Consider the following 15051-nt stretch of genomic DNA (forward strand, 5'->3'; position numbering starts at 1 on the left):
TTATTGGGTGAAACAGTTTAATCAAAAATCACTGTCTTGTTCGCGTAGAGCAGAATACGATGCTCGATATGCCAGCGCACGGCCTTGGACAGCACCACGCGTTCCAGGTCGCGGCCCTTTTGAATCAAGTCTTCCACCTGGTCACGGTGCGAAATACGCGCCAGATCCTGCTCAATAATCGGTCCTTCATCCAGCACTTCCGTCACATAGTGGCTGGTAGCCCCAATCAACTTCACCCCACGTTCAAATGCACGGTGGTATGGGCGTGCACCAATAAACGCGGGCAGGAATGAGTGGTGAATATTGATGATTTTTTGCGGATAACGCGCGACAAAGTCCGGCGACAAAATCTGCATATAACGTGCCAACACAATTAAATCCACACCATATTGGTCAAACAAGGCAAATTGCTGCGCCTCGACCTCGGCCTTGGTATCTTTGGTCATGGGCAGATAGTGGAAATCAATGCCGTAAAATTGCGCCAGCTTTTCCGTGTCCCGGTGATTACTGATAATCAGCGGAATATCACACGCTAACTCACCACTGTGATGACGATGCAACAAGTCAACCAGACAATGATCGTATTGCGACACCATGATCGCCATGCGTGTTTTCTGCTCAGACAATTTGAGTTGCCAGGTCATGTCAAAACGTTGCGCTACCGGGCCAAACGCCTGTTCAAAATCGGCCACGGCGACATTGAAATCGCTCAGATCCCATTCCACGCGCATCAAAAACAGATTATTTTCCGCATCCTGATGCTGGTCTGCGTGTAAAATATTGGCATTGTGCTCATATAAAAATTGCGCAATCGCCGCCACAATCCCTTTGGTATCCGGGCAGGTAATCAGCAAAGTAGCAGTGTTTTTCATAACATGGGCTTCAACGAGCGACAAAAATGCAGATTATACCTGATGCCTGCCAGACCTTGTGGTTGACATTGGTTTTCACCCGCGCGATGCAGCAGCATCCTTCACGGAATTGATTTATGCAAACACACGCTACACCCGATATCGTACTCGCCAACCCACGCGGCTTTTGTGCTGGCGTGGACCGCGCCATCATTATTGTTGAGCAAGCGCTGGAGAAATTCGGCGCACCGATTTATGTGCGTAATGAAGTGGTACACAACAAATTCGTCGTCGGCCAGTTACGTGACAAAGGGGCCATTTTTGTCGATGAACTGGAAAAAATTCCGGCAGGCAGCATTGTCATTTTCAGCGCCCATGGCGTGTCCAAAGCCGTGCGCGCAGAGGCAGAGTCGCGCGGACTGACTGCCTTTGATGCCACCTGCCCACTGGTCACCAAGGTGCATATCGAAGTGGCCAAGATGCGCAAAGATGGTCTGGAAATCATCATGATCGGCCACAAAGGCCATCCCGAGGTCGAAGGCACCATGGGTCAGTCTGAAGCAGGCATGCATCTGGTCGAAACGCCGGAAGATGTGGACACACTGCAAGTGGCAGATCCTGACAAACTGGCTTATGTCACACAAACCACACTGTCAGTGGATGACGCTACCCAGGTCATCAATGCCTTGAAAGTACGTTTTCCAACGATCAAAGCGCCTAAAAGCGATGACATTTGTTACGCCACGCAAAACCGCCAGGATGCGGTCAAAATCATGGCCAAAGATTGCGATCTGGTGATTATTGTCGGCTCACCCAATAGCTCAAACTCTAACCGCCTGCGCGAAGTCGCCAAAAACCAGGGCGTGGAAGCCTACATGGTCGACAACGCCAGCCATTTGCAAGCCGAGTGGCTCATAGGCAAACGCAAAGTCGGCATTTCTGCGGGGGCGTCTGCGCCTGAGGTGCTGGTGAAAGAAGTGATTACGGCCTTGCAAAACATGGGGGCGGCCCACGTTGAAGAGTTGCAAGGCGTAGTTGAAAACGTCGTGTTCCAGTTACCCAAAAACCTGGTCAACGCCGAAAAGCGCAATCAAGGTCAGTCAAACGGGTAATTCACCCGCATTCTGAGCAAAAAAAACCCAAGCTCGAGAGCTTGGGGCAAGCAATATCCTCGGGAAAGGATAATCGGGGAAAGATTGCTCGTTGTTGTGGTTATATGCAGTTGCTTCAATACTGACATTTTGGAGATGATCGCCCAACCTGCAAGCTGAGTGACTATCTTCCTTACTGCATTTAACGTGCCAACTCCCCAAAAACCGCAACCCATTGATTTTTAGACAATTAATTACTTTCATGCATATTCAAGCGCGCTGACTGGCTGAAATAAACCACCAGACTGGTTTCTTAAAACCAGCCCATCAGGATTTACGACGACGTACATCTGAGAATAGTGGGAACAACAAAGGCAGCAGCAGCAAGGTGAACAAGGTGGCCGTGATCAAACCGCCGACAATCACCACGGCAAAAGGCCGCTGTGTTTCAGAGCCGATGCCATGCGATAGCGCCGCTGGCATCAAGCCCAGCCCGGCCATCAATGCTGTCATTAAAATCGGCCGCAACCTGGCCACGGCACCATCAATCACGGACTCCGTCACACTGCGGCCTTCACGCATCAGGTTTTTAATCTGTTCGACCATAATCACACCGTTTTGCACCGAAATACCGGCCAGCGCAATAAAACCCACCGCCGCTGACACTGACAAATGCAGGCCTGCCACAGCCAAACCGGCCAAACCACCCACCAGCGTAAACGGAATCATCAATAACACCAGCAAGGCATTTTTCACCGACTTGAACGCCCAGAACAACAACACAAAAATCAGCAGCACAGACAATGGCACAATCACCATCAGGCGCTTCATGGCACGTTGCTGGTTTTCAAACTGGCCGCCCCAGGTCATGGTATAGCCAGGCGGCAATTTGACCTGCGCCTTCACCGTTTGCATCGCCTCTTTGACGAAGCTGCCCTGGTCCCTGTCTGTGATATTGGCCTTGATCGACACAATGCGTGCGCCCGCCTCACGGCTGACGCGCGAAGCACCTTGCTTGATCGTCACCTCCGCCACTTCGCTCAACGGGATACTGCCGCCGCCATTAGGCAAAGCAATCGGTAACTCATCAATATCATCGACAGAATCCCTGAAAGGCCTATCCAGGCGCAGGGTCACATCAAAATGGCGGTCACCATCGTAAAACGTATTGGCTGGGTTACCGGCCAGTGCCGTTTGCACAGTAGTATTCACGTCGCCCACCATCAAGCCATAACGTGATAACTGGTTACGGTTGAGCGTGATATCCAGCTCTGAATTACCTGAAATACGCACCGCCGCCACATCGGTTGCCCCCTGCACGGTATTCATGGCATCAACGACCTCAGCGGCTTTTTGCTCAAGAATCGCCAAATCGGGGCCAAAAATCTTGACCGCGATTTCGCCCTTCACGCCAGACAGCGCCTCTTCCACGCTATCCTGAATTACTTGTGAAAAGTTGGTCGGCACGCCAGGAATCTCATGGATGCGGCGCGACATATCTTTAATCAGCGCTTCTTTATCAACAAACTTCCACTCACTATGCGGCTTGAGATCAGCCAGAATTTCCATGTGATACGGCCCTTTAGGATCCGTGCCATCATCTGGCCGCCCGACATGCGCCACCACCAGACGTACCTCCTGGTAGCTATTGAGGATCTTCCTGATTTCGCGCTCGACGTCCTTGGTTTTCTCGAGACTGGCAGAAGGCGGTAAATCGACCGTGAGCCAGATATTACCTTCGTCCAGCTTGGGCAAAAACTCAGACCCCAGCATAGGGGCAGAGACCACAGACACGCCAAGAATGGCGACTGAGGCAATCACCACCAGCGCCCGCGATTGGCTGCTTTTGAGCAGGATATTGCGATAGGTTTCCTGCAGGCGATGCATCCAGTCGCTATGTTTTTCAGCCATATCTTCACGGCTCATGGTGTAGGACAGCAACGCGGGCACCAGGGTTAGGGTCAGGATAATCGCGCCTAGTAAAGCGAAGCTGAGTGTAAACGCCATAGGGGAAAAAATTTTGCCTTCTACCCGCTGAAAGGTAAAAATAGGCAGAAAGGCAGTGATGATAATAGCCTTGGAGAACAGGATGGGATGCCCCATATCAATCGCCGTGCTTTTAAGGGTTTGCATGCGCCAGGCCAGGCCCGTGTGCGTCGGGTTTTTATCCACTTCTGCCATGGCCAGCCGCACCATAAGCGCCTCGACCAACACCACCGCGCTGTCGATAATAATGCCAAAGTCCACGGCACCCAGTGAAATCAGGTTAGCCGAGACACCGCGCAAATCCATGACGATAAAGGCAAACAGCAATGATAATGGGATGACTGAAGCCACGATCAGCGCAGCCCGCCAGTTACGCAAAAACACCACCAGAATCGTCACCACCAGCAAAGCGCCAACAACCAGGTTTTCGGACACGGTATGCACGGTGTGCTGCACCAGGCCAGTGCGGTCATAAAAAGGCACCACCTTGACCCCGGCTGGCAGGGATTGATTCACCACATCCACTTTTTCGCGCAACGCTTCAATCACCTTGGCCGCATTTTGGCCTTTGGTCATCAAGACAATGCCTTCGATAATGTCATCTTGTTGGTTAAACGAGACAATGCCCGAACGCGGCCGGTCGCCAATCACCACCTGGCCAAGATCACTCACCAGGATAGGCTTGCCATCGCGCGTATCCACCACCGACTGCGCAATATCATCCAGGCTGTGATAGAGCCCGATACCGCGCACCACCAGCGACTCATCGCCCCGGTGCATCAGGCCACCACCCACATTGCTACTGTTGTTACCAACCGCCTGGTTCACCTGGTCTATGCTGACGGCAAATTTTTTCAGTCGGTAAGGATCGAGCTTGATTTGGTATTCTTTGACCGTGCCACCAAAACTGGTGATATCGGCGACGCCAGGCACCATGCGCAATTGTGGAATAATTTTCCAGTCTTGTATGGCGCGGATCTCACGTTGTGGCATGTCTTTAGGCGCTTCGACCAGGTAGCGGTAGACCTCGCCGACCGCGGTTGTCAACGGCGCCAAGGTGGGTTGCAGGCCAGTTGGCAAGCTCACGCCCTGCAAGCGCTCCAGCACCTGCTGCCTGGCAAAATAATCTTCCGTGCGCTCGGCAAATGTCAGCGTGACCACGGAAAGGCCAGTGATAGACACCGAACGGATTTGTGCCAGGCCAGGCACACCGCTCATGCCGTGCTCTATGGGTAGCGAGACGACGCGCTCTACCTCTTCGGGTGCCATGCCGGGTGACTGCGTCACAATAATCACGTGTACATCTTCTACATCCGGGAACGCTTCAATCGGCAGGTTTTGCACCGCGACCCAACCAAAAATGGTCAGCACGACTGCGCCTATGAGTAAAAATACCCGTTGTTGCAGCGAGAAAGTAATTAAGCCTCTTAGCATGCTCTATTTACTCACCGACAGATCAGAGTTCAATAAAATTGCACCACCGACCACCACACGCTCCCCCGCTTTCAAGCCGTCTTTCACCGTAGCGTATTCCCGACGTTGCAAGTCCAGCGTGACTTTGCGCTTTTTAAAGTGCAACGGCCGCTCTTCCACAAACACATAGCTGTATAAACCTTCAGTAATCAGCGCACTGTTGGGTAAACGAATCACGCGATGCTGGCTATTATCCAGCGGCGTGATGCGCGCATACATTTCCGGCTTGAGTTTGCCTTTACTATCTACCGTGCAACGCACGGGGATGCGACGTGTGGTCGGGTCGACCATGACACCTATGGTTTTCACTTCACCATTAAACACTTCGTCAGGATAAGCATCGACCTGCACACTTAGCTTCTGCCCTTGCGAAATCCGGCTCAACTCTCGCTCAGGCAGGTCGATACTGGCCCATAAATAGCCAGGATCCGTGACAATAAATAAAGGATCTGTACCATCCGGCCGCACCTCACTGCCAGGATTGATTTTACGGTCGACCACAATGCCGGCAATCGGCGAGCGCACCGCATAATTATCATTGGCTGCGGTTGAAACCCCCAGGTTTTTTAATCTCGCACCGGCCCGCTCCGATTCTGCACGTGACGTTGCCCAATCGGCCTGCGCTACTTCTACTTCCTTCTTCGCCAGCACGCCGTGATCCACCAGCATGCGGCTACGTTCCAGCGCCTGCTGTTTCAGTTGCATATCAGCCTGGGCTTTACGCACATCGGCTACCGCGCCACCTACATCGGGTGAATCCATCACCAGCAAAGTCTGACCCGCTTTTACGGCATCCCCAACCTGGGCCTTAATGCTCAACGCCCGCCCGGCCACTGGGGAAAAAATGCGTGCTGTCCGATTTTCATCAAATACAATCTTGCCGTTCAACGGTTCAGTCACGGGCACCGGAATTTCATTCACAGGTTCCACTTTCAGACTGTTCAACTGTGGCGACCCTGCGGTAAGCACGATTTCATTGGCGTCACGGGCACTCCCAGCCTGTTTGTCTGCGGCAGTTGCCTGACCGGCAATCACCAGAGCCAGTACGGCCAACGCAACGCTGCGTTTGACTGCGGCGGTCAATGTCGTGTCAGGATTGAATTTGGGCATGGTCATAAGCAGTTAGTCTTGAGGGATGAACGCCTGGCGGGTGGCTGCCAGCCAGGCAGAGAGGGATTTGGCATAGTCGGCTTTGACACTGACAGACTCCAGTTGCAAGGCGCGCAAAATACGTCGCGCATCCAGCAGGTCCATCACACTCATGGCACCATGCTGGTAAGCAAATTCGGCAGCATCTGCTGCCTGTTGCGCCTCACTGAGGATGCTCTGGTCAAAGCGGCGGTTTTTATCGACGGCCGCCTCTAAATCGGCTTTGGCCCTACGCATTTCAGCCACGGCAGCGGCTCTAACTTGTTCTTTAGCTTCCATCGCGCTGGTATAACCGACCTCGGCGCGCGCCGCCTCACCTTCATATTGATAATTGGTAAACAAGGGAATACTCACCGAGGCGCCCACCGTATCTGGTGCAGAGCCTGGCTCCTGCCCTGGAAAGTGTTGGTAAGCCAGCGACCAGGTCAGGTCACGGGTTTTAAGGGATTCAGCCAGTTTTCTTGCCTGTTGCGCCTGCTCCATGCGCGCCTCTGCGGCTTGCATGTCTGAGCGTTGCGGCAACCAGCTGTTTTCTGTCGCGGCCAGTTGGTCGGCCAGCAGGCTAGGCCAAGGGTCGGTCACATACAGTTTAGAAGCATCCTGGTCTTTACCCAGCAAATAGGCCAGCATGGCTTGCGCCTTTTGCAAGGTAGCTTGCGCCTGCCGTAAATCATTCCTGGCACGCAAGGCATCAACACGGATACGCGCAACATCGGCAGAGGCCACATCACCCGCCTTGAGCCGCAACTGCGCAGCCTGCAAAGTCTTGTCATAAGAGCCAACATTGGCTTGCTGTATTAACAGGGTTTCCTGTGCCAGCTTGAGGTCAAAATAAGCGGTGGCCATCGCCAGTGCCTGCTGGCGGTAAGTTTCTTTCAGGTCAAAACCCGAGGCCTTGACCGCACTTTCGGCGACCGCCGTACGCAGCTCGCGCTTGTTGCCGCGCTCATAAAGCTGGCTGACCTGTAAAGCGGAGTTATAGGTTTTGTCCCAGAGACCATTGGCACCACTCTGGTTTTGATTACCCTGGCCGCGATTGACATTGACGCTGGAGAGCCCCAGCGATAAGACAGGATTAGGACGTTGGCCCGCAATGAGGGTATCCGCCTCAGCCCCTTCCACGGCACGCTTGGCAGCGAGCAATTCACGGTTGCCTCCAGCAAATAGCTGCTCTGCCTGTTGTAAAGACAATTGATTTAATGCAACGGGATCACCAATACCGCCCGCTGCGGCATCTGCAGCCAGTAAACATTGCACGCTCATCATCAGCATCACGCATGCCCAGCCTAGCTGACGCCTCAACATTGAATCATTCCCTATGTTCTCTATTATGTTGTTTTTTTGATGATAATACTGACTACGGCTTACGACAATCTTTCAGTACATCAAATATTCAATCGCATGCCGCCATGGACAAGAAGCTGGCATTTATAGACAATATTTGTATGACACACCCCTATAAGACTCCCGTTTCAGCCCTGATTTTGATTCACACTCCGGATTTGCAGGTACTACTGCTCGAGCGCGCTGACAAAACAGGCTTCTGGCAATCAGTCACTGGCAGCATAGAAGCTGGTGAAACACCCTATGACGCCGCGATTCGCGAAGTGAAAGAAGAGACCGGCCTTGATGCGCTGGCTTATGATTTTCAGGATTGGCAAACCAGTAATCTCTATGAGATTTACCCACACTGGCGTTACCGCTACGCCCCCGGGGTGACAGAAAACACCGAGCACCTGTTTGGGCTCTGTTTGCCAGCCACCCTGCCCGTCACACTGGCCCCAGACGAGCACACCCGTTACGAATGGGTAGACTGGCGAGAGGCGGCTAAAAAAGTATTCAGCTGGACCAATGTCGACGCCTTGAAAAAACTAGGGGAGCACCACCATCTTAGTTTATGAGCAACCGCTTTGATTGGGATAAATCCTAATCGGTTGTAAAATATCATTTTTGTGAGAACCGGGCTTGGCCCGATGTCGGGAAAGCATGCAAACTGCCACCATCCAATTTGAGAAATTTCAAGCCGCGCAAGACGACGACTGTCAGGCGCGTATTCTGGCTGCCCGCAAGAAACTGGGCAAACGCCTGGTCATTTTAGGTCACCATTACCAGCATGAAAGCGTCTACCGACATGCAGATTATTCCGGCGACTCACTCAAGCTGTCCAAATATTGCGACAGCCTGGATGCGGAATACATCGTCTTCCTCGGTGTGCATTTCATGGCCGAAGTGGCTGACATCCTGAGCCGCCCTGAGCAAATTGTAGTGTTGCCTGATCTGGCTGCTGGCTGCTCGATGGCAGACATGGCCAACCTGGCAAAAGTCGAGCGTAGCTACCGTGAACTGAATAAGGTGCTCAACTTTGATGAAACCATCACACCAGTCACCTACATTAACTCGGCAGCCGATTTAAAAGCATTTTGTGGCGAACACGGCGGCATTGTGTGCACCAGTACCAACGCACCAAAAATTCTGGAATGGGGCTTTAGCCAGCGCGAAAAAATCCTGTTCTTCCCTGACCAGCACCTGGGCCGCTGGAGCGGCTACAAAATGGGTATTCCACTGGAGCAAATGCCAGTATGGGACCCTGACCTGCCTATGGGCGGCCTCACAGAACAACAAATCAGGGACGCCAAAATCCTGTTGTGGAAAGGCCATTGCTCAGTACACCAGATGTTCCGCAAACAGAATATCGAACAATTCCGCGCCCAGCACCCGGATGGCAAAGTGATTTCACATCCGGAAACGGCATTCGAAGTCTGCATTAACTCAGACTATGTCGGTTCTACCGAATATATCCTGCGCACTGTCAGCGAAGCCGAACCCGGCACCAAGTGGCTGGTAGGCACCGAACTCAACCTGGTCACCCGCCTGGCCGAAGAAATGAAACCGCAAAACAAACTGGTGCAATTCATGAGCCACGTCGTTTGCGAATGCTCAACCATGGCGCGCATCGACCCGCAACACCTGGCTTGGTGCCTGGAAAACCTGGCCGAAGGCAATGTGGTCAACCAGATCAAAGTGCCAGAACACGAAGCCAAACTGGCCAAGTTGACGCTAGACAGAATGCTGGCAGTCTCTTAATGAGTGACTGCGCGCTTTGCCTCCCCACACCACACGATCTACTGTGGCAGGACGGCTTCTGCCGCGTGGTATTACTGCACGATGCTGACTATCCTGCTTATTGCCGCGTTGAATTACGGGCGCACGTCAAAGAAATGACCGACCTGCCCCCCGCAGACCGCGCACGCACGATGAAAGTGGTGTTTGCGGTTGAAAGTGCTGTGCGTGAAGTGATTCAACCGGACAAAATCAACCTGGCAAGCCTGGGCAATAAAACGCCGCATATGCATTGGCATGTATTGCCTAGATTCGAGAGTGATAGGCATTTTCCGAATAGTCACTGGGGAGAACCTGTGCGGGATTCCGAGGTGCAGCCATTGAGCCAGGCCGTAAGGGATCAATTGCAGAGGATTGTTATTGAACGTGTCGAATGTGCGCTGAAGTCATAATCTATTGAGTCTTAAATTCTGTTTTTAACTCGATAAATTTATTTCGCCTGTAGGCGAGTCACTTTCTGGTGCTTGTCCCCCAGAAAGTAACCAAAGAGGAAGACACCCAGCCATCACGGCCTAAAGGCTTCCTTGCGTTGCTCAACAAAATAAGCCGGTCACGAAACTCAACCTGGCAGCTCACACAAAACGTGAGCTGCTGCGGGATTCAAACAGTCGCTCCCTCTACTCTTATTTTGTCTCCGCTACTCAGCGTGATGGGATGGGATTTATCTCGCCAAACTCACGTCACATAAATGCGGACGGTTCAAAAACCAGATTCTTTTATTAAACCCGCTAAAGGATGGTGCTCTCTTGGTGTTCTGGGTCCCCATCTGCCGCGCCGAGCAACGCAGGGTTGACGGGAGTCTTCGGCCATCGGCTGTCCGAGTTCCGCAACAAGCCACGTTCTGTGTGGCTTGTCAGGGCGAGTTTCGATGGACGCCCGGCAAACCGAGTAGCGCAAGGAAGACGCGGAAGCTGGGGTGCATTTCTTTTGGTTACTTGTTCTTTGGGCAAGCAAAGAAAAGTAACTCGCCGAAAAGGCGAAAAGCAACATCTCAATCAACCCGCCAACCCCACATCTAAAGAATTACCTTCCCTCCGATATCCCATCCATAAATAAAAAACCAGGCGCACCTCTCAGCACACCTGGTTTTAAGCTAACCTGCAAGTAAATAGAGATTAAACGTGCTTCCGCGCCAATCTCCCCCAACCGCGCAACCAGCCCAACAAATCATCCACATAGGTATACAACACTGGAATCACCACCAGGCTGAGCAAGGTTGAAGTAATCAACCCACCAATCACCGTAATCGCCATCGGCGAGCGGAAACTGGGGTCGGCACTCCAGCCAAGAGCAATCGGCATCATGCCGGCCGCCATGGCGATGGTGGTCATGATAATTGGCCGGGCGCGTTTGTGGCAGCCGTCGATAATGGCATCAAATCGGCTTAACTGCCGCTCTTTTCGCGCCATAATGGTGTATTCCACCAGCAAAATGGAGTTCTTGGTCACCACGCCCATGAGCATCAAGAGGCCAATCACACTTGGCATGGAGAAACTGTTATGCGTCACCAGCAAGGCGAAGAAAGCGCCACCTAATGACAAAGGCAGCGCGCCCAGAATCGTCACTGGCTGCAAGAAATCGCCAAACAGTAATACCAGCACGACATAGATGCACATGACGCCGATAATCATCGCGCCGCCAAAGCTGCTGAACAATTCGTTCATACGTTTAGCGTCACCTGCCTCAAGCTGCTTCACGCTAGGCGGCAGATTTTGCATGGCAGGCAGTTGCTGCACTTCGCGCATGACTTCGCCAATCTGACGCTTGTTGAGCTCAATATCAAAGGTGACATTGCGCATGCGGTCCATGCGGTCGATTTGCTGCGGACCGCTGCCCATGCGCACAGTGGCGACGGTTTCCAGGCTGACGCTACCGTTGCGTGAAGGCACGCGCAATTGCGCAATCTCCTGCAGGCTGGTACGCACACTCGGGCCCAGACGCACACGAATCGGCACCTGGCGCTGCGGCAAGTTTAATTTGGGCATGGTGTTGGTAAAGTCGCCCGACGTCGCCACACGGATCACTTGCGCAATGGACTCCACCGTCACACCAAGTTCAGCAGCTTTGTCGACATCAGGGATAATCTGTACCTCCGGCCGTTGCAAGCTGGCGCTGGAAGTAATATTGCCGACGCCCTTCAAGGTGCGCAATTGCTGTTGCAACTGCTGGCTGGCACTGGTCAAGGCATTGGCATCATCACTGGCCAAGGTGATTTGCAGCTTCTCGCCGGATTCGCCGATACCGACGGTCACGCGCGCACCGGGCAGGTTTTTCAGTCGTTCACGCAAGTCCGCTTCAATCTCGGATTGCTTTTGTTTGCGCTCGCTACGGTCAGTCAGGCTAATCACCAAACTGCCTTTACGCACATCAGTCGTGTTTTGTGACGCATTTGGCCCGCCGCCGCCCGTGCTGGCAGAGCCTGCCGCGCTGAATACCGCTTTTACTTCAGGATGTTGCTTGACGATCTGTTCGGCCATCTGCACCACATGCCGCGTTTGCGCCAGCGGCGTGCCTGGTTGTAACTCAATATTGACCTTGGTCTGGCTACTGTCAGAAGAGGGCACAAAGCCTTTAGGCAACAGCGGCATCAGGCTCAACGAACCAATAATAAACAAGATGAATCCTGCTACCACGGTTTTTCGGTGTTGCAAGCACCAGCCTACCCAGCGCAAATAGACACGCATGGAAGAGGAATCCTCTTCCTCTTGAGCCGCATGCGGTTTGAGCAGGTAAGCCGACATCATGGGCGTTAACAAGCGCGCCACCACTAATGAGCCCAGAATAGCGATGGCTGCCGTGATGCCAAACTGTTTGAAAAATTTGCCCGGAATGCCGCCCATAAAGGCGGTCGGCAAAAAGATCGCGACCAGGGTAAACGTGGTTGCAATCACGGCAAACCCGATTTCATCAGCAGCCTCCATGGCCGCCTGATACGGCGTTTTGCCCATGCGCAAATGGCGCACAATATTTTCAATCTCCACAATGGCATCATCGACCAGAATACCGACCACCAAGGCCATGGCCAGCAAAGTCAGTACATTGAGTGAAAAACCAAAGTACTGCATAAAGGCAAAGGTAGGAATCATGGACAATGGCAAGGCCACCGCAGCAATAATGGTGGCACGCCAGTCGCGCAAGAACCACCACACCACCAGAATCGCCAGCAGTGCGCCTTCATACAGCAGGTGCATGGAGCCTTCGTAGTTATCTTCTACCGGCTTGACCATGTTAAACGCTTCGACAATGTTGACCTGCGGATGTAATTGTTCAAACTTTTGCAATGCCTCACGCACATCTTTAGCCACGGTGACTTCGCTGGTGCCTTTGCTGCGCGTGATTTCAAAACGGATCACCGGCTTGCCATCATAGCTGGCATAGGTGGTGCGCTCGGCATAGGTATCCAGTACCTCGGCCACTTGTGACAACTTGATATGGCGGCCATCGCCGAGCGGAATATCGAGATTGCGCACTTCGTCTGCACTGTGCAAGGCCCCCAAGGTACGTACAGACTGGATATTGTCGCCAATATCGCCACGGCCACCAGAGGCATCTTGCTGCACGCGCTTGAGCTGTGCCGACACATCACTGACATCCACATCCAGCCCAGCCATCAAGGTCGGATCCAGGTTCACCTGCACTTCGCGGTCTACCCCGCCAGTACGCGTGATTTTGCCGACCCCATTGACCGCCAGCATGGCCTTGCTGACTTCGTTATCCACAAACCAGGACAGTTCGCCCTCATCCATATTATCGGCCGAGGCGACAAAGGTGAGAATGGCGTTGCCTGAGGTCGTGACTTTGGACACAGTGGGCGTTGTGACGGCGGCTGGCAACTCGGAACGTGCGCTATCCACTGCATTACGCACCAGGTTGAGTGCCTCTTCACTTTTGGTATCAATGGTGAACTGCACGGCGATGCTGACACTACCATCAGTGATGGTGGTGGTCATATGCTCAATGCCACCGATGGTCGCAATTTTGTCTTCAATCTTGCGCGCCACTTCGGTTTCCAGCTGCGGCGGCGCCGCACCTTCCAGCGCAGCGCTCACGGTGATGACCGGCAATTCAATATCAGGAAAGTTTTGTTTGCCTAACTGGTTGAGCGATTTCAGGCCGAGAAAACTCAGCACCACAAACAGCAAAATCGCCGGAACCGGGTTACGGATAGACCAGGCCGAAAAATTCATACTTAAGCCCCGCTACGCTTGCTCAGGGTGACCACTTGCACAGTGTCGCCATCGTTTAAAAATGCGCCACCGCTCAGCACCAATTGGGCGTTTGCATTCAGGTTGCCCAGTAACTCAATTTGCTCGCCTCGCGTACGGCCGGTTTGTACCTTGCGTTGAATCACTTTGTGCAACCCTTGGGCATCCGCTGCCGTCAACTCAAACACATAGGCAAAGCCATCGCGATAAGTCACGGCACTTAATGGCACGGCCAAGCCTTGTTGCTGACCAATATCCACTTGCCCCTGCACATACATGCCAGGCTTGGCGCTGTCTTTAGGAATATCCACATATACCAGCGCATTGCGCGTATTGTTATCTACCGTCGGCGAAATCAGGCGCACCTTGCCGGTCACCGCGTTGCCACCAGACAAGGTTAAACGCACCGACTGTCCAGCACGCAACGCCGTTTGCTGATCGGCATTCACCTCTCCGCGCCATTCAATCCGGCCCTGACGCACCAGCCGGAACAACTCGGTACCAGAAGACACCACATTGCCCAGGTTGGCTGAGCGTGACGAAATCACCCCATCATCCGGCGCGACTACTTTGGTCTGGCGCAAACGGATTCTCTGGTTTTCCAGCTCAGCCTCGGACAATGCCAGGTTTGCTTTCGCGGTTTGCTCGGCAATCAGGTATTCATTAATTTTTTGGGCCGACAAGGCGCCGCTGTCTTTAATTTCACGTGCACGGTCTGCATTGCTTTTCGCCTCTGCCAGCGCCGCTTTGTCTTTTTCAACAGTCGCCAACTGTTTTTGCAAATCGGCTTTGACTGTTTCATCGGCCAGCATGACCAAGGCCTGGCCTTTGCTCACTTGCGCGCCCACATCGGACAACACTTGCTGAATACGCAAACCAGAGATTTCTGCACTCACCAGCGCTTCTTGCCAAGGATAAATGCTGCCGTTGAGCACCAGCGTCATCGGCCATTGCACCACCGCGGGCTGTGTCACCTCTACACTCAAAGCAGCTTTAGAGGCCGGCGCCTGTGTGGCTGGGCTAGCCGTCGGCGTGGCAGCCGTTTGGCGGTGACCACGTTTTTCTGCCAGCTCGGCCTGGAGTAAAGGGTGTTGCCAGAACCACACGCTCACCCCCACCAATAACGCAGAAATAATGAGAAATGTTGTTTTTTTTGTCAGTTTTTTTGCCATCATG

Annotated in this window: 10 protein-coding genes; 4 read left to right on the top strand and 6 right to left on the bottom strand. The window is 53.1% G+C overall.

Annotated features, from left to right (window positions below; translation table 11 throughout):
- Positions 1-17: 17 nt before the first annotated feature.
- Positions 18-872 carry a formyltetrahydrofolate deformylase gene (purU, locus tag ACIDE9_RS02635; RefSeq protein WP_194742453.1) on the bottom strand — a complete coding sequence of 285 codons (855 nt, stop codon included), beginning with the start codon at positions 870-872 and terminating at the stop codon, positions 18-20.
- 116 nt (positions 873-988) lie between these two features.
- On the opposite strand from purU, the gene ispH reads away from it, so the two are divergent.
- A complete protein-coding gene (ispH, locus tag ACIDE9_RS02640) occupies positions 989-1963 on the top strand; it encodes a 4-hydroxy-3-methylbut-2-enyl diphosphate reductase (protein ID WP_411992471.1) in 975 nt (324 codons plus the stop codon).
- A gap of 306 nt (positions 1964-2269) precedes the next feature.
- Here ispH and ACIDE9_RS02645 read toward each other — a convergent pair whose 3' ends face one another.
- The 3 genes from ACIDE9_RS02645 to ACIDE9_RS02655 are packed head-to-tail and all read right to left on the bottom strand — an operon-like array spanning position 2270 to position 7855.
- Positions 2270-5362, bottom strand: a complete 3093-nt coding sequence (locus ACIDE9_RS02645) for an efflux RND transporter permease subunit (RefSeq protein WP_411992473.1) — start codon at positions 5360-5362, stop codon at positions 2270-2272.
- A gap of 3 nt (positions 5363-5365) precedes the next feature.
- Positions 5366-6517, bottom strand: a complete 1152-nt coding sequence (locus tag ACIDE9_RS02650) for an efflux RND transporter periplasmic adaptor subunit (protein WP_411992475.1) — start codon at positions 6515-6517, stop codon at positions 5366-5368.
- Positions 6518-6523: 6 nt separating this feature from the next.
- Positions 6524-7855 (bottom strand): TolC family protein, encoded by a 1332-nt coding sequence (locus tag ACIDE9_RS02655; RefSeq protein ID WP_411992477.1) that lies wholly within the window; start codon positions 7853-7855, stop codon positions 6524-6526.
- A gap of 140 nt (positions 7856-7995) precedes the next feature.
- Here ACIDE9_RS02655 and nudB point away from each other — a divergent pair, with 140 nt between their 5' ends.
- The 3 genes from nudB (at position 7996) to ACIDE9_RS02670 (ending at position 10062) form a co-directional block, all read left to right on the top strand.
- Positions 7996-8451 (top strand): dihydroneopterin triphosphate diphosphatase, encoded by a 456-nt coding sequence (gene nudB, locus ACIDE9_RS02660; RefSeq protein ID WP_411992479.1) that lies wholly within the window; start codon positions 7996-7998, stop codon positions 8449-8451.
- 85 nt (positions 8452-8536) lie between these two features.
- Positions 8537-9634, top strand: a complete 1098-nt coding sequence (nadA, locus tag ACIDE9_RS02665; RefSeq protein ID WP_194752600.1) for a quinolinate synthase NadA — start codon at positions 8537-8539, stop codon at positions 9632-9634.
- Positions 9634-10062, top strand: coding sequence for an HIT family protein (locus ACIDE9_RS02670; RefSeq protein WP_411992481.1), 429 nt, complete (start codon positions 9634-9636; stop codon positions 10060-10062). Before nadA ends, ACIDE9_RS02670 begins: the two co-directional genes overlap by 1 nt.
- A gap of 723 nt (positions 10063-10785) precedes the next feature.
- On the opposite strand, the gene ACIDE9_RS02675 is transcribed toward ACIDE9_RS02670, so the two are convergent.
- The gene (locus tag ACIDE9_RS02675) at positions 10786-13857 is read right to left on the bottom strand and encodes an efflux RND transporter permease subunit (RefSeq protein WP_411992483.1); all 3072 of its coding nucleotides are present in this window, start codon (positions 13855-13857) and stop codon (positions 10786-10788) included.
- A gap of 2 nt (positions 13858-13859) precedes the next feature.
- On the bottom strand, positions 13860-15050 hold the full coding sequence (locus ACIDE9_RS02680) for an efflux RND transporter periplasmic adaptor subunit (RefSeq protein ID WP_411992485.1): 1191 nt from the start codon (positions 15048-15050) through the stop codon (positions 13860-13862).
- Position 15051 lies beyond the last annotated feature (1 nt).

The organism is Methylophilus sp. 'Pure River' (assembly GCF_046765995.1).
In the GTDB taxonomy this organism is placed as follows: Bacteria; Pseudomonadota; Gammaproteobacteria; order Burkholderiales; family Methylophilaceae; genus Methylophilus.

Bases quoted from the DNA above. Each gene is read 5' to 3' on its own strand.
- purU (WP_194742453.1), bottom strand. From the start codon at position 872: ATGAAAAACACTGCTACTTTGCTGATTACCTGCCCGGATACCAAAGGG.
- nadA (WP_194752600.1), top strand. From the start codon at position 8,537: ATGCAAACTGCCACCATCCAATTTGAGAAATTTCAAGCCGCGCAAGAC.
- ispH (WP_411992471.1), top strand. From the start codon at position 989: ATGCAAACACACGCTACACCCGATATCGTACTCGCCAACCCACGCGGC.
- ACIDE9_RS02670 (WP_411992481.1), top strand. From the start codon at position 9,634: ATGAGTGACTGCGCGCTTTGCCTCCCCACACCACACGATCTACTGTGG.
- ACIDE9_RS02655 (WP_411992477.1), bottom strand. From the start codon at position 7,855: ATGTTGAGGCGTCAGCTAGGCTGGGCATGCGTGATGCTGATGATGAGC.
- nudB (WP_411992479.1), top strand. From the start codon at position 7,996: ATGACACACCCCTATAAGACTCCCGTTTCAGCCCTGATTTTGATTCAC.
- ACIDE9_RS02680 (WP_411992485.1), bottom strand. From the start codon at position 15,050: ATGATGGCAAAAAAACTGACAAAAAAAACAACATTTCTCATTATTTCT.
- ACIDE9_RS02645 (WP_411992473.1), bottom strand. From the start codon at position 5,362: ATGCTAAGAGGCTTAATTACTTTCTCGCTGCAACAACGGGTATTTTTA.
- ACIDE9_RS02675 (WP_411992483.1), bottom strand. From the start codon at position 13,857: ATGAATTTTTCGGCCTGGTCTATCCGTAACCCGGTTCCGGCGATTTTG.
- ACIDE9_RS02650 (WP_411992475.1), bottom strand. From the start codon at position 6,517: ATGACCATGCCCAAATTCAATCCTGACACGACATTGACCGCCGCAGTC.